The 26025-nt window shown below is 49.4% G+C and carries 21 protein-coding genes; 5 read left to right on the plus strand and 16 right to left on the minus strand.

Going from position 1 to position 26025, the window contains the following annotated elements:
- Position 1: 1 nt before the first annotated feature.
- The 8 genes from NOG12_RS08045 to pilM all read right to left on the minus strand — a co-directional run bounded on the left by NOG12_RS08045 (position 2) and on the right by pilM (position 7531).
- Positions 2-865, minus strand: a complete 864-nt coding sequence (locus tag NOG12_RS08045) for a Dam family site-specific DNA-(adenine-N6)-methyltransferase (RefSeq protein WP_110076439.1) — start codon at positions 863-865, stop codon at positions 2-4.
- A complete protein-coding gene (gene aroB / locus NOG12_RS08050) occupies positions 858-1967 on the minus strand; it encodes a 3-dehydroquinate synthase (RefSeq protein ID WP_313932959.1) in 1110 nt (369 codons plus the stop codon). Before aroB ends, NOG12_RS08045 begins: the two co-directional genes overlap by 8 nt.
- A gap of 26 nt (positions 1968-1993) precedes the next feature.
- Positions 1994-2512, minus strand: coding sequence for a shikimate kinase AroK (gene aroK / locus NOG12_RS08055; RefSeq protein WP_110076438.1), 519 nt, complete (start codon positions 2510-2512; stop codon positions 1994-1996).
- 123 nt (positions 2513-2635) lie between these two features.
- Positions 2636-4729 carry a type IV pilus secretin PilQ gene (locus NOG12_RS08060; RefSeq protein ID WP_313932927.1) on the minus strand — a complete coding sequence of 698 codons (2094 nt, stop codon included), beginning with the start codon at positions 4727-4729 and terminating at the stop codon, positions 2636-2638.
- Positions 4730-4735: 6 nt separating this feature from the next.
- Complete coding sequence (locus tag NOG12_RS08065) at positions 4736-5287, minus strand: pilus assembly protein PilP (RefSeq protein ID WP_153826275.1); 552 nt, start codon at positions 5285-5287, stop codon at positions 4736-4738.
- Entirely contained in the window at positions 5284-5880 is a 597-nt protein-coding gene (locus NOG12_RS08070; protein ID WP_110076436.1) for a type IV pilus inner membrane component PilO, read from the minus strand. The genes NOG12_RS08065 and NOG12_RS08070 overlap by 4 nt, the downstream gene beginning before the upstream one ends.
- Positions 5877-6476, minus strand: a complete 600-nt coding sequence (locus NOG12_RS08075; protein ID WP_110076435.1) for a PilN domain-containing protein — start codon at positions 6474-6476, stop codon at positions 5877-5879. The genes NOG12_RS08070 and NOG12_RS08075 overlap by 4 nt, the downstream gene beginning before the upstream one ends.
- The gene (gene pilM, locus NOG12_RS08080; RefSeq protein ID WP_110076434.1) at positions 6464-7531 is read right to left on the minus strand and encodes a type IV pilus biogenesis protein PilM; all 1068 of its coding nucleotides are present in this window, start codon (positions 7529-7531) and stop codon (positions 6464-6466) included. The genes NOG12_RS08075 and pilM overlap by 13 nt, the downstream gene beginning before the upstream one ends.
- 214 nt (positions 7532-7745) lie before the next feature.
- On the opposite strand from pilM, the gene NOG12_RS08085 reads away from it, so the two are divergent.
- The gene (locus tag NOG12_RS08085) at positions 7746-10205 is read left to right on the plus strand and encodes a penicillin-binding protein 1A (protein WP_313932928.1); all 2460 of its coding nucleotides are present in this window, start codon (positions 7746-7748) and stop codon (positions 10203-10205) included.
- An 81-nt stretch (positions 10206-10286) separates the two neighbouring features.
- On the opposite strand, the gene metL is transcribed toward NOG12_RS08085, so the two are convergent.
- Entirely contained in the window at positions 10287-12731 is a 2445-nt protein-coding gene (gene metL, locus NOG12_RS08090) for a bifunctional aspartate kinase/homoserine dehydrogenase II (RefSeq protein WP_313932929.1), read from the minus strand.
- A 322-nt stretch (positions 12732-13053) separates the two neighbouring features.
- On the opposite strand from metL, the gene metJ reads away from it, so the two are divergent.
- Positions 13054-13386 (plus strand): met regulon transcriptional regulator MetJ, encoded by a 333-nt coding sequence (gene metJ / locus NOG12_RS08095; protein ID WP_313932930.1) that lies wholly within the window; start codon positions 13054-13056, stop codon positions 13384-13386.
- 94 nt (positions 13387-13480) lie between these two features.
- Here the strand turns inward: metJ and argH are convergent, their stop codons facing one another.
- From argH to rpmE, 7 genes are all read right to left on the minus strand, one after another.
- On the minus strand, positions 13481-15325 hold the full coding sequence (gene argH, locus NOG12_RS08100) for an argininosuccinate lyase (RefSeq protein ID WP_313932931.1): 1845 nt from the start codon (positions 15323-15325) through the stop codon (positions 13481-13483).
- Positions 15322-16560 (minus strand): argininosuccinate synthase, encoded by a 1239-nt coding sequence (locus tag NOG12_RS08105; RefSeq protein WP_313932932.1) that lies wholly within the window; start codon positions 16558-16560, stop codon positions 15322-15324. Before NOG12_RS08105 ends, argH begins: the two co-directional genes overlap by 4 nt.
- A gap of 2 nt (positions 16561-16562) precedes the next feature.
- Positions 16563-17471, minus strand: a complete 909-nt coding sequence (gene argF / locus NOG12_RS08110) for an ornithine carbamoyltransferase (protein WP_313932933.1) — start codon at positions 17469-17471, stop codon at positions 16563-16565.
- Between the two features lie 38 nt (positions 17472-17509).
- Entirely contained in the window at positions 17510-18277 is a 768-nt protein-coding gene (gene argB / locus NOG12_RS08115; protein ID WP_313932934.1) for an acetylglutamate kinase, read from the minus strand.
- Positions 18274-19293 carry an N-acetyl-gamma-glutamyl-phosphate reductase gene (gene argC / locus NOG12_RS08120; RefSeq protein WP_313932935.1) on the minus strand — a complete coding sequence of 340 codons (1020 nt, stop codon included), beginning with the start codon at positions 19291-19293 and terminating at the stop codon, positions 18274-18276. Before argC ends, argB begins: the two co-directional genes overlap by 4 nt.
- An 87-nt stretch (positions 19294-19380) precedes the next feature.
- Positions 19381-20625 carry a malic enzyme-like NAD(P)-binding protein gene (locus tag NOG12_RS08125; RefSeq protein ID WP_110076426.1) on the minus strand — a complete coding sequence of 415 codons (1245 nt, stop codon included), beginning with the start codon at positions 20623-20625 and terminating at the stop codon, positions 19381-19383.
- 368 nt (positions 20626-20993) lie between these two features.
- Positions 20994-21209, minus strand: coding sequence for a 50S ribosomal protein L31 (rpmE, locus tag NOG12_RS08130; protein ID WP_110076968.1), 216 nt, complete (start codon positions 21207-21209; stop codon positions 20994-20996).
- Positions 21210-21402: 193 nt separating this feature from the next.
- On the opposite strand from rpmE, the gene priA reads away from it, so the two are divergent.
- The 3 genes from priA (at position 21403) to NOG12_RS08145 (ending at position 25964) form a co-directional block, all read left to right on the plus strand.
- Complete coding sequence (gene priA, locus NOG12_RS08135) at positions 21403-23574, plus strand: primosomal protein N' (protein ID WP_313932936.1); 2172 nt, start codon at positions 21403-21405, stop codon at positions 23572-23574.
- A gap of 81 nt (positions 23575-23655) precedes the next feature.
- Positions 23656-25398, plus strand: a complete 1743-nt coding sequence (gene argS, locus NOG12_RS08140) for an arginine--tRNA ligase (RefSeq protein WP_313932937.1) — start codon at positions 23656-23658, stop codon at positions 25396-25398.
- A 2-nt stretch (positions 25399-25400) separates the two neighbouring features.
- Positions 25401-25964 carry an SPOR domain-containing protein gene (locus tag NOG12_RS08145; protein WP_313932938.1) on the plus strand — a complete coding sequence of 188 codons (564 nt, stop codon included), beginning with the start codon at positions 25401-25403 and terminating at the stop codon, positions 25962-25964.
- Positions 25965-26025: the final 61 nt, after the last annotated feature.

Below are 26025 nucleotides of genomic sequence, written 5' to 3' on the forward strand. Positions count from 1 at the left end.
GTTATCTGCTTCTCACTCGCCGAGTTAAAGGAATGACATTGGCGCGCTCAGGTTGAGTGTAGAGCGCCAGAATCTCTGCAACCTTGCCACGACTATCGCCTTTGGGGCTAATAAAGCGTGCTACTTGTAAGCTTTGAATATCCGCATCTTGGTACAGCAATCGTGTTAGTTCCGTATCGTGATTACTGATCAGCACCGGGATGCCGCGTTTATGTGCGGTATGAGCAGCCCGACGAGCTAACTCATGCTGGTGCTCGAGGTTAAAGCCACCGCTAGCATAACTGGTGAAGTTAGCGGTAGTGCTGAGCGGTGCATAAGGAGGATCGCAATACACAACATCGCCTTTACGGGCACGACGAAACACCTGCTCAAAACTCATACAGGTAAAGACGGCTTGCTGGGCTTTTTCTGCAAAAAATTCTAATTCTGCTTGTGGAAAATAAGGCCGGCTGTAACGTCCAAAGGGCACATTGAATTGTCCTGATAAGTTGTAACGGCACAAGCCATTGTAGCCATGGCGATTCAGATACAAAAACAACAGTGCACGCTGATATAAGTCGCTACTTTGATTGAATTGCTCTCGTAGTGAGTAATAGGCATCAGCGGTATTATTTCTCAGAGTAAACAAGCGCGCAGCATCATCAATAAAACGTCGCGGCCGGCGTTTGACGATCTTAAACAGGTTGATTAAATCTGGATTAACATCGTTAAGAATGTATTTGTCGTAATTAGTGTTCAAGAACACCGAACCGGCGCCGACGAAAGGCTCAATTAACTTGTTGCCCTCTGGCAAGAGCGCAGTGATAGGTTCAATAAGACCATATTTGCCCCCAGCCCATTTTAAAAACGCGCGTTTCTTAAGCATCAGCCGATCCTGCCATCAGCTTGCTGAAGGGCCGTGAACTGCTACAAGCGTTTATTGCTGTCGCAATCACTTGCCAATCACTTAAGCCAATCATTTGAGCTTGGCCAATGGCGGTAGGGAGAATAAATCGAATCACTCCGGCTTTTACTTTTTTATCGCGTTGCATGTAATCTTGCCATTGCTGCAACGTTAGTTGAGGAGCTTCAACAGGTAACCCCAGTTGCTGCAAGAGTTGCCGAATTCGATGCAGATCTGTGCTGGCTAGTTGGCCGGTTTGTTCCATCAAGGTGGCCGCAATCACCATTCCTGCGGCGACCGCCTCACCGTGGCGCCAATGTTGATAATCGGCTGCTTCGATGGCGTGCCCAAACGTATGCCCTAAATTGAGCAAGGCACGCTGATGCTGTTCGGTCTCATCCGCTGCGACAATGGCGGCTTTAATACTGCAACTTACTTTGATCGCCTGAGTTATTGCGCTGGTATCCCGTGCGCACAGAGCGCCGGCTTGCTGCTCCAGCCAAGTGAAAAAATCAGCATCGGCAATAATGCCGTACTTAACTACTTCAGCAAGGCCACAGGTGTAATCACGAGCACTGAGTGTTTGCAGGCAGTCGGTATCGATTAACACCCCATGGGGCTGGTGAAAGGCGCCAATGAGGTTTTTACCAAGCTGATGATTAATAGCCGTTTTACCTCCTACCGACGAATCCACTTGCGCCAGCAGGGTGGTTGGAATTTGATAGAAGGTCACGCCCCGCTGATAGGTTGCTGCAACAAAGCCGGCCAAATCGCCAACCACACCGCCACCTAAGGCAATAATGGCACAGTCACGCGCAAAACTATGACTAATTAGGGTATCCATGATGGCTTGATAGTTAGGTAAGCTTTTTTCGGCTTCGCCATCACCAATTTCATGCACCACCACCTGATGTGCCGCCAGCGACTGTTTTACTTTGGCTAAATAGAGCGGTGCTACCAGGGTGTTGGTAATGATTAAAATCTGCTGAGGAAGATTTGGAAATAGCGGACTGCGTTGCAACAGGCCGGGTCCAATCTCGATCGGATAACTACGCTCACCCAGACCAACGGTGATTTGTTGTATGGGTGTCTGCATGAGCGTCTCCGAATTTATACGTTGATGTGTTCGATAATTTGGTCAATCACTGTCTTTGCATTTTGTTCGTCTGTACGAACAATAACATCAGCAATCTCTTCGTATAAAGGATTACGGATTTCAGCCAAGTTTTCTAGTACTTCGCGAGGATTTTCTGCATCCGCAATCAGAGGGCGTCGTTTATCACGTTGGGTTCTTGCTAACTGCTTATCGATGGTGGTTTGTAAATAGACCACCACGCCTCGCGCAGAAAGGCGATTACGGCTCTCTTTGCTTAAAATCGATCCGCCACCAGTAGCTAACACAATGCCAGTGTTTTCGGTGAGCTCTTCAATGACTTTTTCTTCACGCGCACGAAATCCGTCTTCGCCTTCTAATTCAAACACCCACGCAATATCAGCACCGGTACGGCGCTCAATTTCAGTATCAGAATCGAAAAATTCAAGATGGAGTTGGCGTGCTAATTGTCGCCCGATGGTACTTTTACCAGCCCCCATAGGGCCCACTAAGAAAATATTACGTTTTTCAGCCATTAGATGCTTTACTTCACTTGTTTAACTAGCTGTGACTCACGGAATCCGGAGTGTCTCAAGACCTTCCTTTACCCAACCAAAAAGATGCGCGATTATCGCAAGTCACAGCCATTTAAGCAAGGTTTACGGATTATTGGTCACAATTCGTGGCGTGACAAAAATTAATAATTCACGCTTTTCGTTCACTTGGTTTTCCGTTCTAAACAATACCCCAACGTAAGGGATGTCACCAAGCAAGGGTACTTTGGAAATATCATTAAGAATTTGCTGTTGGTAAATACCACCAAGCACAATGGTTTCGCCATTCTCTACTAGAACTTGAGTGCCAATTTCTTGGGTATCGATTGAAACCGCCGGCCCAGTAGGGGTGGTTACGGTTTCGCCACGGGTATTTTGGGTGATCACCAAATCAAGAATCACGCGATTATCAGGGGTGATTTGTGGGGTTACTCGCAGCCCCAGCACGGCCTTCTTAAATTGCACCGACGTTGCCCCAGAAGAGGCACTTTCTACGTATGGAATTTCAGTACCTTGCTCAATGTAAGCGGCTTTTTGGTTTGCGGTAGTAATGCGAGGACTCGCAATAATCTCACCTTTGTTCTCTCGTTCTAACGCAGACAGCTCCAGATCAAGTAACCGGCCGTCGGCTAATTTAGCGACTTGAAAACCTATGGTTGCAGCGGGGCTACTTACCGGCAGGTTGACATTAAAATCACCAGTAATAGAGGTGCCTGAGCCCCAGGGTAGTGGCAAACTAGTATCCACACTAGGCTCAGTAATACCCCAGCGGATCCCCAGTTCATCGCTAATGTTGTCGCGTACAGTCACCATGCGGCTTTCGATAATCACTTGTTTTACTGGAATGTCTAAGACCTCAACCATGGCTTTAACGCTGTCGATCTGCTGCTGGGTATCGCGCACCAAGAGCGTGTTGGTACGCTCATCGACTGTCACCGCTCCTCGCGAGGACAGTAAATCAGAACTATCGGTGCGCAAAATAGCCGCGATCTCTGCAGCTTTAGCGTAATTAACCTGAATATAGGAGCTGGTTAATGGCGCTAGTTCGGCCATCCGTTGATTGGCTTCTAACTGCTGCTCTTCTCGCTGCGCTAACTCAACGGCTGGTGCCACAATCAGAATATTGCCATCAATGCGTTTATCTAAGCCTTTAACGCGCAGAATCGTTTCTAACGCTCGCTCCCAAGGAACATTGTCTAAACGCAGGGTGATATTACCGGTGACAGACTCGCTCGCCACCAAGTTGAGCTGGTTTTCTTCTGCCAAAATTTGTAAGAGCTGGCGTACCGGTACGTCTTGAAAGTTTAACGAAATGGGTTTTTGATTTTTATCTAGCGCTGCTTGCTTGGGCTCGGTGCGCTCGGCAAAGGTGAGGCGCAGATAACCATCCAACTGCTCCAGTTGATGTCTAAAATCGCTCTTGCCGGCAATTTTTAAGCGCGCATGACGGCCTTCTTGAAAGGTTTCAACGTAGCCTATGGGGGTATCAAACTTACTAACATCAAGCACGTATAATAGGTCGTCAGGTAACTTAGTATTAAACAGGGTAAGCTCAAGCTGCTGCTTGCTAGCATCGAGCTCGTGTTCAATTTCAGCGCCCTTAAAAGCGATGCTGAGCTGGCCAGTAGCACCACTTAAACCAAAGTAATTGATGGAGGTGACTGTGCTATGGCTAGCGTTTTGCGTAGCGATATAGGCGGCACTGGCGGTACGTAACTCAGGGTCGCGAGCTGGCGGCTGTGGTGACGGAGCTGGCTCTGCTGGGGCTGAGCGTGGGGCTGGCTGAGCAGGAGTCGTTGCAGCGACAGCATCAGGGGCTTTCTTACTCGCCACAAAGACTAAGACCATCACTTCGCCCATGCGACTCATCAGGTGTTCCAGCGGCTTGGTGGTGCTAACCCGTAACAACACATCGTCGCGTTGCTGCTCTACTTCAACCTGATCTAATAGTGGGTGCTCACCTACGTTCAACAGCCCAGCAAGAGCGGCTGCTGAGGTGCCACGCAATAAGAATTCATGCACTAACGGATTGCTATGACGTCGCACCACAGGGGCATCTACGCGTTCGCTAAAATGCGCCTCCAAGTTGAACCGCTCCGGGCCTAAGCCGATTTTTTCAACGCGGATCAGGTCGTTAGCATAAAGAGTGGCGGGTAGTAATAGCGCCAAATAACAGACCGTGCGAATTAAGTGCTTCATGTTTTTTTAATTCCTTTGCGAATTCAGCAAGGTTAACGAAACATCGCGTCGCTGCCAACAGCCGTCGCCGGTAGCTATCCACTCGCGAATTGCAATTGCTTGAGGTGAGATGGTTAATACCTCACCCATATTTAAACCAAGGTACTGGCCTTGGGTTACTCGATACAGCCGGCCTTCGTTTGAAACCACCAGCGCCGTAAGCCCACTAGCGCCGGTACGTAAGGTGCCGGTAAAGGTTAATTGGTCTAGCGCAACCGCCTCCAGCGCACCCTTTGCCCGATTTAGATTAGGTTGTGGGCAACTGCCGGCGCCGCTTTGAATTGCCTGCGCTTGCACCGGCGTCGGTTGAAAAGGATTGCGGGCGGATTGGCCCAAATAGCCCATGCGCGCTAACTCTGGTAGCTCTGGGGCAGGACTAATGCCGGGCTGGGCACGCTGTTGCACGCCCTGCTTGAATTGCTCTAAATCACTCAAACTCACTGGGGCACACCCAATCAGCAGGGCACAAGCGACACTAACAAAACTGAGGCCTAGACCACGAGGTAGCAGACTTATCATGGTTCTGCCCTCAGGGTTTGCTGCTGATAGGTCTCAGCGGTCACAATTAAGCGAATGGAACTGCTGCCGTCTTGCAGTTGCATGGTGAAATTCTTAACACTAATGATGCGGTCTAGGCTGGCAATTTGCCCAACAAACTCACCAATCTGATGATACTCACCTTTGAGCTCAAACCGCATCGGCAGGGCAGTATAAAACTCGCGTGGTTGGGGCGGTAGCCACTCAATACGATCAAATTTAAGCCCACTGCGAGTGCCAATCAAGGTGATATCGTCCAATAACTTAGGTGTTTCATCGTTGTTGGGCAGCATTTGCAGCAGTACTTCTAAGTTTTCATTCAACGTATCTAATTGCTTACGATACAGCGGCAAATTAATGGCTTCGTTGAATTTGCTCTCGAAGTCTTGGCGCAATTGTGCCTCTTTGGTTTGCTCGCGCTGATAGGCTTTTAACTCGTCAGCTAATACAAAGTGATAGCTAAGACCTAGTACGATAACCGCTAGTAGCACCAGAACCGCCACTCGAAAGGGTCGCGGCCAAAATGGTAATTCATTGATATCAAGTTCACGAAGGCTATCTAAGTTAACACTCATGGCTTGCCTCCGGTATCACCGGTAGCCAAGGCTGTGGGCACAATATTAATGGTTAAGCTAAAAGCATCGTAGCCCAAGCCATCAGCATCAGGAATGCTGCGGTCGTTAGCGCTGGCGGCCACCACGTTACGTAGCTCGGGTTGAGCAAACGTAGGAGAATCTTTCAGCGCTCGTAAAAACTCAGCAACCCGGTTATTCGAGCTACTACGGCCGTTAATGGTTAGGGTTAACTCGCGTTTTTCTACCGAGTGCAAATACACCCCATCAGGAGTGCGCTGAGTTAATTCATTAAATAAGGTAATCGCTGTGTTACGGTCTTGGTGTAAGGCTTGAATTAGTTTCATTCTATTCAAGACTTCATCTTTTTTCTTATTAATATTACGGATTTCAGCTATTTGACTATCCAGCACCAAAATTTCTGATTGCAGAAATTGATTCCGACGCTGTTGATAGTTCTTGTAATCATTAATTAAAAAGTAGGCCACCGCAAAAATGAGAGCAGCGCTACCCAAGGCTAAAGCAGCGTGTATCCCAAATCGAGTTTTGGCTCGTTGCTTGACCGTTTCGCGCCACGGTAGCAGGTTTATATGTGCCATGGTGCGTAACTCCGTAAGGCTAGCCCCAAGGCTTCAACAAAGCGTGGGCCGTGTGCATGCAAATGGCTCAACTTATCGGGCAAGGGGAAATGCTCAAAAGGATTAAGTACATGCACAGGAAAGGAAACCTGCGCTGCAACCATATCTTGTAGAACTGGAATCATAGCCCCGGTGTTAATCAAAAATAGCGCCGCAAAGCCGCGTTCAACCGCGTTACTTTGGTACATTTGGATGCCCCGAGATACTTGGCTGCCTAAATCATTGAGCATGTCATCCAAGATATAATCGGGGTATTGCTCATGTTCACCGCTGCGTAATTTGGCCAAAACTTCGCCATGCTTGTTGTAATCGCCTTCGGTAAGGGCATTGAGTAAGGGCTGTAAACCACCGGCTTGAAAGCGGTTGCTAACTACCTCGCCATCAACCACTACAACCAATTGCATTGCCGAGACGGCAATGTCGACCACCACGTATGGTAAATTACTGGCAGCCACGTCTGGATAAAGATGGGGTAACACATGATTACAGGTGCGTGCTACCGCATGGTTATCCACATCCATGACCGCTACTTTATAGCCGCCAGCTTCGATGGCTTGGCTGCGAGTACTCACACTTGAGGCTCGAGCCGCCATCAACATGACGCGTTGCTGCCCAGGTAGCGAAGGATGTTCTCCTAGACTTTCGTAATCGTAAACATGGTCTATGGCCGTATCAACGGATAATAGGTCAGGGTCTGATTCGATTTTTTCGCCAATAGCTTCGTCATCCAGCTCAATATCCATCGCTATAATACGCTGCATGGCTTGATTACCGGATATCGCAGCCACCGCAACACGCGCATGGCCCATGCGTTTGCGTAGCTGGGCAATCATTTTGCCGAGCTTGTCTATATCGACAATCTCATCACCATCCATGATCTGTTTGGCCAGCGTCACCTCGGCCACATGCTCAATGCTGTAGCTGTTATCGGTAGGCATGATCTCGACACCACGAACGGCCTCTGCTGAGATATCAATACCTAGCCCCGGTTTCTTACCAAAGCCAAATAAACCCATGGAACTCCCCTAACTGGAATAGGAATAGTATAGCGCACGTGTTATTAAAATTGTTCTATGCGAATGATCATATTAAGCGCAAATGTAATGATCATGCAAAGCACTTTGCAAATTCTAAATAATCGTTCTGTTTATTCTGGTATCTTTCTATAATATGTAGAACTTATACGCAACCCGCGAATCAACAGATGACACGGATACAAGGGGCGACTTTTTGAAGATTTTGAAGTGGTTTTTATGGATAACGATCACTACGGTGGTGCTAGGTGCGCTCACCGTAGCCGGCTTATATTTATTTTTAAAGGATGATTTACCAAGCGTTGCTGAGCTTAAGCAGGTGCAATTACAAACTCCCATGCAGGTCTATTCTGCCGATGGTGAGCTGATTGCGCAGTTTGGCGAGATACGCCGTATTCCTTTGCAATTAGACGAAATTCCGAAACCATTAATACAAGCTTTTCTGGCAACTGAAGATCAGCGCTTTTATGAGCATTTTGGCATCGACCCCATAGGTGTGGCTCGGGCCTTCTTTTTATTGGTCAGCACGGGTGAAATTCAGGGTGGTGGTTCGACCATCACTCAGCAATTAGCACGTAACTTTTATCTCAGTTTTGAACAAACCTGGTCGCGTAAAGTAAAAGAAGCTTTTATTTCGTTGCGGATGGAAAAAGAGCTCAGCAAAGATGAAATTCTTGAGCTTTATTTGAATAAAATCACCTTTGGCCATCGTGCTCACGGCGTGGGTGCGGCAGCCCAAGTGTATTATGGTAAAGATGTTAAAGACCTGACTTTGGCGCAGATGGCTATGATAGCTGGTCTCCCGAAAGCGCCCTCGACCATGAACCCTATCAGTAACCCTGAGCGCGCTGAACAGCGACGGGCGGTGGTATTAGGCCGGATGCTGGCAGAAGGTTTCATTACCGATAGTCAGTATCGGCAAGCCTTAGCTGAGCCCATTGCGACTAAGCTACATGGCGCTGAAGTAACCATGGATGCGCCTTATTTAGCTGAAATGGTGCGTGCTGAAATGGTCAATCGTTACGGCGAAGAGATGGCTTATACCAGCGGCTTTAAGGTTTATATTACCGCCAATGCCAAGCAGCAGCGTGCGGCTCAGCAGGCTGTTCGACTGAACTTGCACGGCTATGATGAGCGCCATGGTTATCGTGGGCCAGAGCAAGTGCTGTGGCCAGCCGACGCCGAGCCCTGGACCGCAGAAGCTATTAATCAGCATCTACAAACCCAAGAAAATATTGGCTTAACAGAACCCGCAGTAGTGATCGAAGTGGCTGAGCAACAAGCCACGGTGCAATTAAGTCATGGTCGCCTTGGTCGTCTAGCATGGTCCGCCCTAGCATGGGCAAGACCCTACCTGCATGCCGATCGGCAAGGGCCTGCACCGCAACAAGCGGCGGATGTGCTTAAAGTCGGCGAGCAAGTACGAGTAAGACAAACAGAACAAGGCTGGCGCTTAGCGCAAATTCCTGAGCCGAGCGCTGCTATTATTGCGCTGCGCCCCCAAGACGGCGGCATTGCTGCTGCCGTTGGTGGTTATAGTTTTAGTGTGAGTCAATATAACCGAGCAATTCAAGCTAAGCGTCAGGCCGGTTCTAACATCAAGCCCTTTATTTATTCTGCGGCATTAGAAAATGGCTTTACCTTAGCTACGCTCGTGAATGATGCCCCGATTAACCAATGGAATCCAGGCAGTGGTATTGCTTGGCGACCACGTAATTCACCGGATGTGTATGAAGGTCCGATTCGAGTTCGGCAAGGTTTAGCTAAGTCGAAGAACGTCGTTTCGGTACGTTTATTGCGTGCGCTAGGAGTAGACACCACGGTTGAATATCTAACTCGATTTGGTTTTGCCATCGATGAACTACCGCGTAACGAATCATTATCGTTGGGTTCAGCTTCGATGACGCCGTTAGAAGTTGCACGCGGTTATGCGGTATTTGCGAACGGGGGCTATCTGGTGAATCCTTATTTTATTGAGCGGATTGAAAATAGCCAAGGCGAGATCCTTTATTCGGCCCGCCCAGCAGTAGCCTGTGTGCTTTGTGAAAGCGGTGAGCGTGAGGTGTTACCTGCCCCGCAGGTGATTACCGAGCAAAATGCCTTCTTGATTACGCAAGGGCTGCAATCAGCAGTGTGGGGTGGCGGTAGCTGGCAGCATCGTACTGGCTGGAACGGCACCGCTTGGCGAGTACAGCAATCTAAGCCCCTGATTAACAGAGCTGGCCGTAACGTCGTGGGTAAAACAGGTACCACCAACGATGTGAAAGACACTTGGTTCTCGGGCTACGTCAGTGGTTTGGTAACAACTGCATGGGTAGGCTTTGATAATCTAGAGCGGGCTTTGGGCAGCACCACCATGAATGAGAATCTAAGTAGTGCGGAGCAGCCCATTAGCGGCACAGAGGCGGGGGCAAAGACGGCCCTGCCGATGTGGATAGACTTTATGGAAGTGGCGGTGCAAGATGTTCCGGTGGAGCCCTTTATTGTGCCACCAGGTTTAGTCTCGGCGCGTATCGATTTGGCGACGGGCAAACTCAGCCGTGCTAATGATTACACCTCTAGATTTGAATATTTCTTGCCGGGAACAGCGCCCACTGAGTATGCCAAGGGCGAGACTAATCGTGACATCTTTGCTGAGGATGATTCGATTTTCTAGTGAGCCTCAGCTCACGTCATTAGACCTAAAAAAAGCTGGTAGGGCATAGGCACTACCAGCTTTTTTGTGGTCATTGCTAGCTTAGCGCTGGCTAATCAAGCGACTTAACAGTTGATTCAAATCAGATTGCACACCACCGGCGGTTACTTCTTTACCGGCGCCTGGGCCACTAATAACTAGCGGCATCTCGTGGTACCAATCGGTATAAATCACAAAAATATTTTCGCCCGGAATGAGGTTGGCCAGCATATCGCCTTCCGGAATATACTCAATGCCTACACGAGCCCGCACGCTATCGTCATCTTGTACTGCAAAGCTAGCCAACAAGCGCGGTACCTTGCCGGTTTTTTGTGCATCAAGATAAAGGCCATGCATGCCAGCATCAAGTTCAGGTAAACGCTGCATAAACTCATCTAAGGAAATATCAGCCAAGCTTTCTGGTAACAGACTGTCGACATCAATGTCTTGCCAGTCTAAGCGCAAGCCGATTTCACGAGCCAAAATCAACATCTTACGAATGATATCTTGGCAGGATAAATCTTCGCGTGGATCGGGCTCGCTCAGGCCTCGAACTTTGGCTTCGCGCACCAAATCGCTGAAATTTACTTCAGCGTTAAAGTTCTCAAACAACCAACTCATGGTACCTGAGAAGATACCCGAAATACTGCGAATGGTATCGCCCGAGTTACGTAAATCATTCAGCGCGTAATTTAATGGTAAGCCAGCACCGACGGTGGTGTTGTAGTACCATTCACGTTCGTACTCGCGCTGAATGGTACGAATTTCGTTGTATTGCGATTCGCCTGAAGCACCCGCGCGCTTATTGGCACTGATAATGTGCAAACCGTTGGCAAAAAAGCTCGGATACAGTTGTGCTACCGCAATAGCATCGGTTAAATCCAGCATCACCAATTCATCATAAGGCGCATTTGGTAATTCGGGTATCAACTGACTCATCTCGTACGGACGCGCAAATTGATCAAATTGCTGCTCCCAATCATTAAGATCCAGACCGTTGTAATCTAACCACATTTGTTTGGAGTTCAGGATCCCGATGATGCGGACGTCCATTTGCTCGTTGATACGTTCACGCAAGCGACGATACAGCGCTAACCAAGCACTACCAATGTTGCCACGGCCCACCACCAACACGCCAAGGCTGCGGCGATAGTTAAATAATTGGCTGTGAATACGATTGAGTAAGCGGTTATCCAGCTTTTGCTCCAAAATAGCAATCACTGCATTGTTATCTGGCGAAAACGCCAAACGCCGCAGGTTCTGTGCGCTTAACTCGGTTTTAAAGGTGCTGTACTGGGCCGTCTCTTGAATCCGATTACCTACCAAGGCAATCATCGAGTAGCCTTCCATCTGCACTACATGATCCGCTTTATCTACCTCAAGTAACCACTGCTGTAAAAAGTCGAGATGGTTTTGGTGATAGGCATAATAGGCATGATGTTGTGCTACTTCGTTCCAGCTAATAAGCGGAGTCAGTTCTAAATTTTCAAATTTATCAATCAGCTGGGCATCGCTTAAATCAACTCTAAACAACACCACGTCGGCTAGCGACGTTAACACCTTGCCTTTAGCTTCGGTATCTTCGTATAAGCCGATACGAGTTTGCTGATTCTCTACCTTCAAACTAGAGCGCACCGCAATCACCATGCGCTCGCGGTTAACCGGCTGGAAGGTACGCGGGTGTAACACCGGGCTACCTAACCGTGCCAGTTCTTCTGCTTCTTGCCAATCTAGAATAGGTAGGCTCACCACCCGCTCTACTTTACGCGGATCCGCTGAGTACACCCCAGCCACATCCTTCCAGATAGTGACCTGCTTAGAATCTATTAAGCTACCAACGAGGGTGGCAGAATAGTCACTGCCGTTACGACCTAAAATTAAGGAACGCCCACTAGGGTCGGCACAAATAAAGCCGGTCACAATAAATCTTGTACCCGGGTGAGGTGCAATGCGGTTGAGCAAGCCAGCACGAGATACGGGTACCTGAATCAGTGGCTCGGGTGCATCTTCAGCTACCAAGAAAGTACGCGCATCAATGTAATCGGCGGTGACCCCTTGCTGTTGCAAAAGGGCTGCTAATAAACGGGCACTCCATAACTCGCCGTAAGACAGCAATTCAGGCTTATGGGTAATCACTTCTTGGTCGTTTAACCACCCGTACCAGCGCTTAAAATCATGTTGCGATAATTCTAGTACGCGCTGCTGTTGGTCACCGTTAAGCAGCTCATTGATTAGCCCTTGCTGATATTTTTCAAGTTGTTTCAGCAGCACTTCGGCAACGCCACGGTCATCAGCTTTGGCATCAATAATGGCAAGAATACGGTTGGTGGTATCGCCCGCAGCAGACACTACGACTAAATCACTAGCACCGGCGTATTCGCTAACAATGCGAGCGACGCGACGATAACAGTAGGCATCGGCCAAACTGCTGCCACCAAATTTGTGAACCTGAACTTGCTCGGCCACGGTTTGAATTTGCTCGGGGGTAACTTTAACCTCAACCGTCATGATGCGTGTGCGTTCTCCTGTGTGCAGCGGTCTGCTGATAATGAATGAACAATAATTATAGGGGGTAGCCCCCATTCAATAAAGCGCGCGATGCATAAAGTTGGTTAACCTAGCATGTGCTTACGTGAGTTTTACTGTGCAAGATTAAAACGAACAGATAAAGAAGTATAGACCGCTATACGTATAAAGTTGACTGATTTAATATCCACAGTACAATTCACCACAAGCTTTAAGGTTTTTAACTTTTTATTTTGCTGAGTTTGCTGACTGTCATTAGCAGTTGCAGTCAGCCTAGCCAATGAACAGGGTGTATAGGTACGGTATGGAATGGGATGGTGAGTATATTTACCCGTATGTGGAACACGGTAGAAAGAGCGAGCACGTAAAAAAAATTACGGTATCCATTCCTACCAAGGTACTCAAGGTGCTAACCGATGAGCGAACTCGTCGTCAGGTCAAGAACTTACGCCATGCCACCAACAGTGAGCTGCTGTGTGAAGCTTTTTTGCATGCTTTCACTGGGCAACCGCTGCCTACCGATGATGATTTACGCAAAGATAATCCACATAAAATTCCTGCCGAAGTGCGGGCTGAATTAGAACGGCGTAACCTACCTATTCCGGAAGTAGACGAGCTCTACGACGACGAAGATTAGCTCGGGTTAGTGACGCAGTACGGCGACCAAACAATAACCCGTGGCAGCAGCACTACTTCTACCACGGGTCACTTGCAGGGGCGGTTAAGTCTGGTTATTTCAATAAATACTCAAGCGCGGTCTCGTCACAGTTCTCTTTACGAGGACAGATGTCGCAGTCCTTCATCACTTTTTCTGGTAACGCATCTTTCACCGTCAGCTTAAAGTTCAACTTGCCAAAGAACTCAGGTACTCGGGTTAGCACTATGGTCCGTTTAATCCCAAGCTCACGTGCCTTCCAGAGTAACCAAGCGACCAATTCTGCTCCCAGCCCCTTACCTTGCGCTTGTGGAAATAATCCTAAGCTACGAATTTCGGCCAAGCCAGTGGTGTAGACGTAAAGTGCTGCGCAGCCTACCACTTCATCATTAATTTCTGCTACGGCAAAGCTCTGAATCGCTTGCAATACATCCGCTTTGTCACGAGGTAAGTTTTCACCTTGTTCAGCCCAGTAGGCGATCAATTCACAAATCTTGTCGGCGTCTGCTAAACGAGCTTGGCGCACATGTTTACTTGCCGCTTCGGCCGCATGTAACCAGTCTTCGGCGTGCTTGATAGCTAGTTTAACGGCGCTTGGCCCGGTGCCACCCAGAGCCTGCCGCTTATGCAAACCGTATTGGCTATCAAGAACCTGATAGACATCGGCCTGCAACTGCGGACACACTTGTTGCATGGCGGCTAAATCGAGCTGCTCGAGTGCTACGCCAGCTTGCTGAGCCAAGAGCACTAAGCTACCGGTAAGGTGATGAGCATCCCGAAACGGAATCCCTTGCGCCACCATATAATCAGCCAATTCAGTCGCATTGCTGTAGCCCAACAAAGCTTGCTGGGCGGCATGGTCTTGATTCACCGATAACTCAGGTAAGGCGAACGCGAGCATGGCCAGACAATGCTGATAGGTCTGCAGGGCATCAAACAGGCCTTCTTTATCTTCTTGCATGTCTTTGTTGTAGGCTAATGGCAAGCCTTTCAAGGTGATGAACAGCGCTTGTAAATGGCCCAGAACTCGCCCTGTTTTGCCCCTTAACAACTCAAACAAATCTGGGTTCTTCTTCTGTGGCATTAACGATGAGCCGCTGCTGATACGGTCGCTCATGGCAAAGCAGCCACTTTCGCCAGAACAATAGAAGATGACATCTTCGGCCAGACGCGATAAATGCATCATCCCGGTGCTAGCGATATGCAGCAAATCTAGGGCGAAATCTCGATCCGACACACCATCTAAGCTATTTTCGCATGCTTGACGAAAGCCAAGCTCATGCGCCAACGCCTGCCGATCGATGGCGGCAGTTGTTCCTGCTAAGGCACCGCTACCGAGCGGGCAGACATCCATCCGCTTGGCAGCATCGCGTAGCCGGCTAACATCACGTTGTAGCATCTGTACGTAGGCCATAGCCCAGTGCCCAGCTACTATCGGCTGGGCCCGTTGCAAGTGGGTGTAGCCCGGTAATAAGCTGGTTTGATAGCGTTTAGCAAATTCGAGCAAAGCCTGCACAGCGGCTAAGTTTTCGCGAATGAGTTGCTGGGTAAACTGTTTACACAACAAGCGTAAATCAGTCGCCACTAAATCATTTCTGCTACGGCCGGTGTGAAGCTTCTTCGCGGTATCGCCAATCCGCTTGATCAGCTCGCCTTCCACCCAGCTATGAATGTCTTCAGCCTGACTTTGCAAGGGCAACTGAGGATCAACCGTTACCGCCTGCGCTAAGTCCGCCAAGGCTTGGTCCAGCTGTTGTTGTTCGGCAGAGCTAATCAGCTCTGCACTCAATAAGGCCTCAGCCCACGCCCGAGAAGCCTGGATATCAAATGGTGCCAGTACATAATCAAACCGCAGCGAGTCATTAAACTGCTTGAATTCATCGGCACTGGCTTGGCTAAAACGCCCGCCCCATAAACTCATGGTTGCTCCTTGTCGGCAGCTTCAGCTGCGGCAGTTTGGTGTAAACAACGAATACGACTAGCTAAGCTGTACAAACGAATAAAGCCTTCTGCATGTTTTTGGTTGTAAACAGTATCTTCGTCAAACGTAGCAAAAGCATTGGAGTACAAGCTGTTGGGTGAACGTTTTTGCGTGACGCTCACGGTACCCTTATAGAGTTTGACCACCACATCACCGGTTAAAGGCTTCGCAATTTGTTCTGCCGCAGCTAACATCACATCTTTGAGTGGAGTAAACCAGCGGCCATCGTACATAAGTTGCGCAAACTCGTTGCCCAAACGAATCCGATAATCTTGGGTGGTACGATCTAGAGCTAAGCTTTCAAGGCCTTGCAGGGCTGCATATAAAACCGTACCAGCAGGAGTTTCATAACAGCCGCGTGACTTCATCCCAACCAACCGGTTTTCTACCATGTCTAAGCGGCCAATACCGTGGGCTCCAGCAATTTTATTGAGTCGCTCAATTGCCGCTACTGCCGCAATCGGTTGCTCATTAATCGCAGTGAGGCTGCCAGCAGTAAAGCTTAACTGTAAATATTCTGGTTGTTCCGGCGCTTGCTCTGGGGCGACAGTCCAAGTCCATACTTGCGCTGATGGCTCGTTCCACGGGTCTTCTAATTCACCGCCTTCGGTAGAGATGTGCCATAGGTTAGCATCACGACTGTAAATTTTAGTCGCTGAAGCCGCACACGGAATATTGCGCTCAGCAAGATAGGCCAAGAGATCTGGCCGCGACCGCATGCTCCACTCGCGCCAAGGCGCAATCACGGTAAGATCAGGAGCAAGAGCGGCAAAAGCGGATTCAAAGCGTACTTGGTCATTACCTTTGCCGGTACAGCCATGAGCCAGTGCGTCGGCACCTACTTGGCGCGCTACCGCGACTTGTGCAGCAGCAATAATCGGCCGAGCGAGCGCAGTGCCTAATAAGTATTGGCTTTCGTATAAGGCTCCCGTTTTCAGCGTCGGGTAAATAACCTCTTGAGCAAACTGCTCTTTTAAATCAACAATGTGACAGCTGCTGGCGCCAGAAGCGATAGCTTTTGCTTCAACGCCTTCTAGCTCATCTTCACCTTGGCCCACATCGGCCACGAATGCTACTACCTCACAGTCGTAGTTTTCTTTTAACCAAGGCACAATGGCAGAAGTATCAAGACCACCAGAGTAGGCCAAAACAACTTTTTTAACAGATGCAGTCATGATTAAGCTCCAGCAAATAATTCAACAAGAATGGCGTTTTGTGCAAACAAACGATTTTCCGCTTGGTGTAGCACCAAGCTCTGTGGCCCATCGATAACCTCAGCCGTAACCTCACGACCGCGATAGGCAGGCAAGCAATGCATAAAGAAGCGCGCTCCTAGTTGTTTCATCAGCGCGCTATTAACTTGGTAGCTAGCAAAGTCATGCATCACCTCGTTACTATCGCGCTGCTGCCCCATCGAGAACCAAGTATCGGTATAAATAGCATCGGTTTGTTGCAGCTCCGTGATCTGGGTATGCAAGCTGATCTGGCTGCCCGTGGTTTGTGCCTGCTGTTGCGCTAAGGCCACCAAAGCTGGGTTTGGTTGATAATCAGCGGGGGTTACAATTTGCAAGTTCATCCCGGTAGCGGCAGCGCCAGCCATCAATGCTTGGCAGACGTTATTGCCATCGCCAATATAGGTTAGAGTAAGGTCTGCTAGCTCGCCAGCATGCTCTTTTAAAGTGAGCAGATCCGCTAATGCCTGACAGGGATGGCACTCATCACTAAGAGCATTCACGATGGGTTTATCAGATGCGGCGGCAAGTTCTACCAAGGTCGCCTGAGCGTAAACCCGTGCTACAATAGCATCGTGCCAAAGTGCCAAATTAGCGCCAACATCACTGGCCGGCTCGCGTACTCCCATCAATTGCGCAGCATCAAGGTAGATACTATGGCCACCTAACCGATGAATACCTGCGGCAAAGCTGGCGCGGGTGCGTAATGACGGCTTTTCAAACAACAACGCAATACTTTTGCCTTGTAGGGTTTGCTGCCAAGCGCTCGGACGCTGTTTGATGGTCTGCGCCAACTCCAATAAATGAGTAACCTGTGCGCTGCTTAAATCGCGCATAGCTAATAAATCATGCATAGTAAATTCCAGTAAGTAATCAGATGGATAGCGTCGGCTTAATATCTAACGCGGGTTCCGGCGGATTCACCCTTAGCCAAACGGGTGAGCGCGTTGGCATCTTGCCAGCCGGCCACCGCGATGCTTCGTCGCGAGGCGTGTGCAGCTTGCAATGCTGCTTGTAGTTTCACCACCATCCCGTCTTTGATGACACCACTGGCAATCAGGTCAGGAGCTTGGTCGGCGTGAATGGTATCGATGAGTTGACCGTGCTGATCAAGAATGCCAGGCACGTCGGTCAGTAAAATAAGATCCGCATGTAACACTTGGGCAATCGCTGCAGCAGCAAGGTCGGCATTCACGTTTAGCCGCTCGCCCGCTGCACTCACCCCAATGGAGCTCACAATGGGTAAATAATTTTGTTCAATCAGACTTTCTAGCAGTTGCGCTGAGCCCGGGCTAGGAATTCCAACCGCGCCCCGGCTGGTGTCTTGGCTGCACTGTACGGTGCCGCCAGCGGCTAGGGTTAAACCTACCGCAAGCAATTGATATTGCTGCGCTACTGCGCACAATTGGGTATTGATATCACCGGCTAAGACTCCCGCCACAATCGGCATATGGGCGGCAGGCGTGATCCGTTGCCCATCTACTTTGTGGCTGCTCTGGCCAAGCTGTTGCAATAAGCTTTGTACTTGGTCGCCGCCGCCGTGAACCAGCACCAACGGCCGTAGTGCCGCAAGCCGTGTAACTGTGCTGAACAATTGCTGCAAGCAGTCGTTATCAGTGACCACGCGGCCGCCTAATTTGATTACGAGTGGCACACTCATATCACAGCTCCAGCATGCAGTAAGCCACACTCAGTGGGTAAGCCAATGTATTGATTAGCTAATTGTACAGCTTGTGCAGCGGCTCCTTTTTGTAAGTTATCCAGAGCAACAGACACCACCAGTTGGCTACCTATCACAGTAACGTGCACATCCACATAAGGCGTGCCCACTACTTGCGCCAGCTTGGGTGGGGTTTGGCAAATTCGCACTAGAGGCTGGTCGGCATAGGCTTGATGGAAGGCTTGCTGCACTTGATGTGCGCTTACGCCGGCGGCTAACTGGGCGTACACAGTCGCCAGAATACCCCGTTTGAACGAGCCTAAATGCGGCACGAATAGAAGCTCGCAGCCCAACGTTTGGGCCATTTCAGCTTGGTGGCGGTGAGTACCAATAGCATAGGCTTGCAAGCTTACTTCACAGAAGCTGGTATGAGCTTGAGCTGCGCGTCCTGCACCTGAAACGCCACTAACAGCATTTACAATAGGAGCACTATCTGGCTTGAGCATGGTGCGTACTGGCATCAGTGCAGTTGCTGCCGCGGTAGGATAGCAGCCAGGCACGGCGATAAGCGGCTCGTCACCTTGTAAGTCAACCCATTCGGCTAAGCCATAAGGAACTGGCTGGGCTAAGTGCGGCTGTTTAAAGCCATAGGCCGCTTGATGCTGCTTAGCATCTTGTAACCGAAAAGCGCCAGATAAATCAAACACAGTCATGCCTGCCTTGATTAATAACGGCGCAAGTTCGGCACTGGCTTGATGAGGGAGCGCTAAAAAAGCAACCCGAACTTGCTGGGCGACAGCGCCTAACAAGTTGGGATGCCAAGGTTGCAGAATCAGGTCACAGCGTCCGGCTAGTTGCGGATACAAAGCAGCGATAGGTTCTGCGGGACGTGCGCTAGAGGTAAACCCGTAGGCAACGTTAAATTGCGGGTGATTATGCAGCAGCCATACCAGTTCAACACCGCTATAGCCGCTGGCCCCAAATACAGCACAAGGAATTAATTTACTCTGGTTCATCCACAATCATACGTTACGCAGTTAACAATGGCGTAAGTATAGTGAATAAAAATTCATTAAACAAGCATAAATATATTGCTTATTGAATTATTCCTGCATGTAATTTTTCGGTAGTTTAATCCGTGCAGCGCCTGACGCTATGGCGGCTTCTGCAACGGCTTTAGAAACCCGTGTGCGTAACCGAGGGTCGAGCGGTTTGGGGATGATGTAATCAGGCCCAAACTCAAGTTTATCAACCCCTGCCGCTTCAAGAACCGCAGTTGGCACAGGCTCTTTGGCTAATTGGCGAATGGCTTCGACAGCGGCTAGCTTCATCTCGTCATTGATAGCTCGCGCACGCACATCTAAAGCGCCCCTAAAAATGAACGGAAAACAGAGTACGTTATTCACTTGGTTTGGATAATCTGAACGCCCAGTTGCCATGATCAGATCATCACGCACAGCAACAGCTAACTCAGGTTTAATTTCAGGATCTGGATTAGAACAAGCAAAGACAATAGGCTTAGCGGCCATCAATTTTAACGCATCGGGCGGTAACAGATTCGGACCCGATACCCCAACAAAGACATCGGCCTCGGTAATCACTTCAGCTAACGTACGTTTATCGGTGTTGTTGGCGAATAGGGCTTTGTATTCGTTTAAGTCTTCACGGCGCGTATGAATCACGCCTTTTGAATCGAGCATATAGATATGCTCACGTTGCGCGCCGCATTTTATCAGCAACTCCATACAGGCAATAGCGGCGGCGCCAGCACCTAGACACACGATTTGTGCTTTACGTAATTCTTTGCCCTGAATTTCTAACGCATTGAGCAAACCTGCTGCGGTTACGATAGCGGTGCCATGCTGATCATCATGGAAAATCGGCACATCACAACGTTCAATTAAGGCTTGTTCGATTTCAAAGCATTCTGGAGCCTTGATATCTTCGAGGTTTACCCCACCAAAACTGTCAGCAATATTGGCAACGGTATTGATAAAGTCTTGGGTGGTACGGTGGGTGACTTCAATATCAATCGAGTCTAAGCCAGCAAAACGCTTGAATAATAGAGCCTTACCTTCCATTACGGGCTTAGATGCCATCGGCCCCAAGTTACCTAATCCGAGAATAGCGGTACCATTTGAGATAACAGCGACCATGTTGCCTTTAGCTGTGTATTTGTAAACATCATCAGGGTTTTCAGCGATAGCACGCACAGGTTCAGCAACGCCGGGACTATAGGCTAGCGCTAAATCTTTACTGGTTGCGGCTGGTTTTGTGAGTTCAATACTGATTTTACCTGGCGTTGGATACGCATGATAATCCAAAGCCTGTTTACGAAAGTCGGTCATGGTTGTTATGCACCTTGGGCTATCGCCAATTTAACAGGGGTTATAAAGAATATAACGATGATGAATAATTGATGGGTTAGATGCAATGATTTTTTCAACATGTCATACCTCATAACAAGTTCAGTTAGGCGGTTGAGCGGGCGATATTGAATAACCAAGAGCAGCGATGGTTGGGTCGATATAAGGTGAGATTAAACTATTCGTGACGAGGCAAACAGCGGGATGATACAACAGGTAGAAAGTACAGGTGCTTAAATTAGCACCATATCAAAATCTTTATAAAACAATGGCTAAAGACTATATTCAAACAAAAAAGGCGGCTTTCGGCGCCTTTTCTGCAAATCTCGCTAGAAGAGCTTGAAAACAGCTTACTTCTTGCCGCCCAACACGCTGAAACGCTTGTTGAACTTCTCAATACGACCACCGGTATCCATGATACGTTGCTTACCAGTGTAGAACGGGTGACACTCTGAACATACGTCTAAGTGCAACTCACCGCCTTTGGTTGAGTTGGTGGTGAACGAGTGGCCACATGCACAAGTTACTTTCATTGCGCTGTAATTAGGGTGAATACCTTCTTTCATGGGGGTTACCTCAGTTAGGCTGCATCGCCACCCGATCTGCTGCCGAGCACCATGCAAATTCATCAATACACAATACGATGGATTATTATCCAATCGCTCAAAATTAGGGCGCGAATTGTAACGGATGTTTGGCGCTTAGTAAAGTAGCCGATAAAGCTTTAACCCGAGGCCTGCGCTCAGGTAAACTGGAACTATGACTCAGGTAATTCAAGTTGCGCTGCCGGTACCCTTGCTGCGCCTATTCGACTATGACTGTAGCACCTTGCCAGCGCGAGGGGCGCGGGTACGGGTGCCGTTTGGTAAGCGCGTGATGGTCGGAATTTGTATTGGTGCCGCAGAGCAGCCGCAGCCCTACCAGCGCAAAGCCGTGCTCGAGGTGCTTGACGAGCAATCCTTGTGGCCTGAGCACCTGTGGCAGATGCTGACCTTTGCCGCTGATTACTATCAGCATCCACTCGGCGATGTATTGCAACATGCCTTGCCTGCTTTACTGCGCCAAGGTGAAGGTGCCTCTTATCAAGCAACCACCCTCTACCAAGTGACTAACGCTGGAGCCGCACAAGAGTTAGCACCATTGCAGCGCGCTCCACAGCAGCAACGATTGTTGGCTACCCTGCAGCAGCGTGCGTTGTTAGCACGCGATATTCGCATTGAAGAGTTTTCAGCAAGCGCCCTCAAAGCCCTACAAAGCAAAGGTTGGGTTGAGGCTGTAACTCATGTGCCCGCAGCCGATACGCAGTGGGGCTTTAAGATTGCTGCCGAGCCATTGCAGTTAAATCCTGAGCAGGCCCTTGCGGTTGCGGCTATTGCTGCGGCAACGCAGCCGCGGCCTTATTTGCTGGAAGGCATTACCGGCAGTGGTAAAACCGAAGTGTACCTGCAAGCGATGGCGCAAGTGTTGCGAGAGGGCAAACAAGTGCTGATGCTGGTGCCTGAAATTGGGCTGACACCGCAAACCTTACGGCGTTTTCAACAACGTTTTGACGTCCCTGTGGTGATGTTGCATTCAGCGCTGACTGACCGCGAGCGTTTGGATGCTTGGTTAGATGCGCGCGCGGGTAGCGCTGCCATCATCATTGGTACCCGTTCGGCTATTTTCACGCCCTGCGCCAAGTTAGGCATGATCTTGGTCGATGAAGAACATGATAACTCGCTAAAGCAGCAAGACGGCTTTCGCTATCATGCTCGCGATCTTGCCGTGGTGCGCGCTCAATTAGAGCAGGTGCCGGTGATTCTAGGTTCAGCGACTCCCTCGTTCGAAACTCTCAATAATGCCTTACAGGGGCGTTACGGCTATTTACAACTAACCGAGCGAGCTGGCTTGGCTAAACCTGCCAAGCACGTCGTCATCGACATGAAAAATCAGCCACTTAAGGCTGGTTTATCCAAACCTTTGATTAGCCTCATTGAGCAACAACTAGCTGCAGGACAACAGGTACTACTGTTTTTAAATCGGCGCGGTTATGCACCGGCACTGCTTTGTCATGAATGCGGTTGGCTAGCCCAATGTCGCCGCTGTGATGCTTATTACACTGTCCATCAAGGGGATAAACAGCTACATTGCCATCATTGCGGGGCCACGCAACGCCTGCCGCAGCAATGTCACGACTGTGGTTCAACGCAATTAGTAGGCCGCGGGGTTGGTACTGAACAATTGGAACAAACGCTCACTGAGTTGTTCCCAGCGTATCCAGTGCTGCGTATCGACCGTGACAGTACTCGCCACAAAGGTAGTTTAGCGAAGTACTTAGAAGATGCGCGCGCTAATAAGTATCAGATTTTAGTGGGCACCCAAATGCTAGCCAAAGGACATCATTTTCCTGAAGTAACCTTGGTTGCTTTGCTAGATGTTGATGCCGCTTTATACAGTGCCGATTATCGTGCAGCCGAACGCCTAGGCCAACTCTATACCCAGGTAGCAGGTCGGGCCGGGCGGGCTAGTAAACAAGGCTTAGTGGTGCTGCAAACCCATCATCCGGAGCACGAGCTCGTACAAGACTTGGTCAATAATGGCTACGGGCATTTTGCGCGGACGGCGCTGCATGAGCGTCAGCTTACCCAGTTGCCGCCATTTTCCTATCAAGCATTGTTTCGGGCAGAAGCTCAGCATGCGACTGCAGCCGTCGCGGCACTGGAATTTATTGCCAGCTACTTTAACGAGATTGCTGACATCAGTGTGTTAGGGCCATTACCAGCGTTACTGGAACGCCGAGCAGGTCGCCACCGGTTTCAATTATTGCTGCAATTTCAACAGCGTGGGCTTCGTGCGCAAGTGCTGCGTCATGTTTTGCCTCAATTAGAGCAGCGCGCCGAACTGCGCAAAGTGCGCTGGTCGTTAGATGTCGACCCACAAGACTTCACCTAGCGGTTTTTTTTCTGCCCCCAACAGCGTAAAATGCGGCAAGATATTTTTTGCTTTTCACTCTTTGTTTTTAAGGCCATATCAATGAAAGAACAGTTGGAACAAATTCTTGCCACCGCGATTGCTGATTTACAGCAACAGGGCGTGCTACCAGCCGATGTGCAACCACGCATTCTGCTCGACCGCCCCCGCGATAAAAGCCATGGCGATTTTGCCACCAACTTAGCTCTGACCTTGGCCAAGCCGGCGGGAATGAACCCGCGCGCCCTAGCCGAGGCGTTGATAGCAGCCTTGCCTAAGGTTGATTGGTTAGCTCAAGCGGATATCGCAGGGCCAGGATTTATCAATTTCACCCTGAGCCAACAGCAGCTGATTGATCAATTGGAGCACGCTTTAGCTAGTGCAACTACGGGGATTCAAGCGGCCCCGGCGGCAAAAACCATCGTGATTGATTATTCATCGCCTAACCTCGCCAAAGAAATGCACGTTGGCCATTTGCGTTCAGCTATCATCGGTGACGCTGTGGCGCGGGTACAAGAATTGCTGGGCCACAAGGTGGTACGACAGAATCATGTGGGCGATTGGGGTACCCAGTTCGGGATGCTATTAGCGCACATGGAAGAACTAGGTGATGCTGAGTTAGACATGCAGCTTAGTAATCTGGAGACCTTTTATAAGGCGGCCAAGAAACGTTTTGATGACAGCCCTGAATTTGCTAACCGCGCGCGCGAGCTGGTGGTTGCGCTGCAATCGGGTGAGGCGCGCTGCCGTCAGTTATGGCAACAGTTTATCGATGTGTCGTTAAGCCACTGCCAAGAAGTTTACGACCGTTTAGGCGTTGCGCTTACACGAGCTGATGTGATGGCGGAGAGTGCTTACAATGATGATCTGCCGCAAGTCATCGAAGATTTAAAAGCACAAGGTCTGTTAGTTGAAGACCAAGGTGCACAATGTGTCTTCCTAGACGAATTTAAGAATAAAGATGGTGAAGCGCTACCGGTTATCGTACAAAAATCGGGTGGCGGCTACTTGTATGCAACCACCGATTTGGCAGCAGTACGCTACCGCCAGAATGTGTTGCATGGCGATCATTTGATGTACTTTGTTGACCAACGCCAAGGCTTACACTTTCAGCAGATCTTTACCCTAGCTAAAAAAGCCGGCTTTGCCCGGGCTGATTTGCAAATGGACCACTACGGATTCGGTACCGTGATGGGTAAAGATGGGCGCCCGTATAAGAGTCGTGACGGTGGTGTCACCAAGTTAGCAGATTTGCTTGACGAGGCAGAAAAACGCGCGCTAGAACTGGTGCAGCAGAAAAATTCAGATTTAACTGCCGGCGAGCAAGAGCACGTAGCTAAAGTGGTCGGTATCAGCTCAGTAAAATACGCGGACTTATCAAAGAATCGCACCAGCGATTACATTTTTGATTGGGACACCATGCTTAGCTTTGAAGGCAATACTGCGCCTTATCTGCTGTATGCTTACACGCGGGTGGTCAGTATTTTTAACAAGGCCCAGATCAATCCGGCAGAAGTGAGTGGCGAGTTTGTCTTAAATGATGAGCGTGAACTGGAGTTAGCCAACTTATTAGTTCGCTTTAACGAAGTGGTGCAGCAAGTTGCAGATAAAGCCATGCCACACTTCTTATGTGGCTATCTGTTTGAGTTGGCGGGTAAATTCTCAAGTTTCTATGAAGCCTGTCCGATTTTACAGCAAGACGACCAAGCGCTGCGTCAAAGTCGCTTGAAGTTAGCCGCTTTAACTGCCAAAACGTTACGCCAAGGGTTGCAGTTATTGGGTATTCATACACTTGAGAAGATGTAAGCATGGATTACGCCAATCGTAAGCGTCCACCCAAACGGCCACCGGTAAAGAAAAAGCCAGCCGCAAAAAAGGCCTCAGCTCAACGCGCTGTGCCTTGGCGCATTGTGGTGTTAGCTCTGGTACTGGTTGGCTTGTTCGTGTGGGGTTTGGTTACTATTGCCGGTAAACGCCATCAGCAACCAGCGGTCAGTCCGTCACAGCCCGAGCCTGTGCCAGCGACGGTGCCACAATCCATCAATGAACTGCCAGAGTTACCGCAAGAGCGCTGGGAGTATATTGACGAGCTAGAAAACCAAGAAGTGATTGTGGATGTGCCAGAACGTGAGGTGGGCCCACCGAAAGTGATGCAATGCGGTTCGTTTCGGCAATTGGCCGATGCAGAGCGCTTGCGTGCGCAAATTGCGATGGCCGGCTTAGAGTCGCAAGTCCGTACTACCGAAGGTCAAACTGGCACCTGGCATCGAGTGATTCTAGGGCCTTACGCAACAAAACGCGAAGCCGAAGCCGAGCGCCACAAACTAGAACGTGCCCGCATTCACAATTGCATGATTTGGAATTGGGAATAACCTACCTATTGAATTTCACAAATTCGTCCTCATAACTGGTTCATAGCAACCAAGAGGACGA

Origin of the sequence: Pseudidiomarina fusca (genome assembly GCF_032227045.1) — a bacterium.
In the GTDB taxonomy this organism is placed as follows: domain Bacteria; phylum Pseudomonadota; class Gammaproteobacteria; order Enterobacterales; family Alteromonadaceae; genus Pseudidiomarina; species Pseudidiomarina fusca.

Bases quoted from the DNA above. Each gene is read 5' to 3' on its own strand.
- argF (WP_313932933.1), bottom strand. From the start codon at position 17,471: ATGCATGATTTATTAGCTATGCGCGATTTAAGCAGCGCACAGGTTACT.
- rpmE (WP_110076968.1), bottom strand. From the start codon at position 21,209: ATGAAAGAAGGTATTCACCCTAATTACAGCGCAATGAAAGTAACTTGT.
- NOG12_RS08125 (WP_110076426.1), bottom strand. From the start codon at position 20,625: ATGACCGACTTTCGTAAACAGGCTTTGGATTATCATGCGTATCCAACG.
- NOG12_RS08105 (WP_313932932.1), bottom strand. From the start codon at position 16,560: ATGACTGCATCTGTTAAAAAAGTTGTTTTGGCCTACTCTGGTGGTCTT.
- aroK (WP_110076438.1), bottom strand. From the start codon at position 2,512: ATGGCTGAAAAACGTAATATTTTCTTAGTGGGCCCTATGGGGGCTGGT.
- argC (WP_313932935.1), bottom strand. From the start codon at position 19,293: ATGAACCAGAGTAAATTAATTCCTTGTGCTGTATTTGGGGCCAGCGGC.
- NOG12_RS08060 (WP_313932927.1), bottom strand. From the start codon at position 4,729: ATGAAGCACTTAATTCGCACGGTCTGTTATTTGGCGCTATTACTACCC.
- metL (WP_313932929.1), bottom strand. From the start codon at position 12,731: ATGACGGTTGAGGTTAAAGTTACCCCCGAGCAAATTCAAACCGTGGCC.
- NOG12_RS08065 (WP_153826275.1), bottom strand. From the start codon at position 5,287: ATGATAAGTCTGCTACCTCGTGGTCTAGGCCTCAGTTTTGTTAGTGTC.
- pilM (WP_110076434.1), bottom strand. From the start codon at position 7,531: ATGGGTTTATTTGGCTTTGGTAAGAAACCGGGGCTAGGTATTGATATC.
- argS (WP_313932937.1), top strand. From the start codon at position 23,656: ATGAAAGAACAGTTGGAACAAATTCTTGCCACCGCGATTGCTGATTTA.
- NOG12_RS08145 (WP_313932938.1), top strand. From the start codon at position 25,401: ATGGATTACGCCAATCGTAAGCGTCCACCCAAACGGCCACCGGTAAAG.
- priA (WP_313932936.1), top strand. From the start codon at position 21,403: ATGACTCAGGTAATTCAAGTTGCGCTGCCGGTACCCTTGCTGCGCCTA.
- NOG12_RS08070 (WP_110076436.1), bottom strand. From the start codon at position 5,880: ATGAGTGTTAACTTAGATAGCCTTCGTGAACTTGATATCAATGAATTA.
- metJ (WP_313932930.1), top strand. From the start codon at position 13,054: ATGGAATGGGATGGTGAGTATATTTACCCGTATGTGGAACACGGTAGA.
- NOG12_RS08045 (WP_110076439.1), bottom strand. From the start codon at position 865: ATGCTTAAGAAACGCGCGTTTTTAAAATGGGCTGGGGGCAAATATGGT.
- argB (WP_313932934.1), bottom strand. From the start codon at position 18,277: ATGAGTGTGCCACTCGTAATCAAATTAGGCGGCCGCGTGGTCACTGAT.
- argH (WP_313932931.1), bottom strand. From the start codon at position 15,325: ATGAGTTTATGGGGCGGGCGTTTTAGCCAAGCCAGTGCCGATGAATTC.
- NOG12_RS08075 (WP_110076435.1), bottom strand. From the start codon at position 6,476: ATGGCACATATAAACCTGCTACCGTGGCGCGAAACGGTCAAGCAACGA.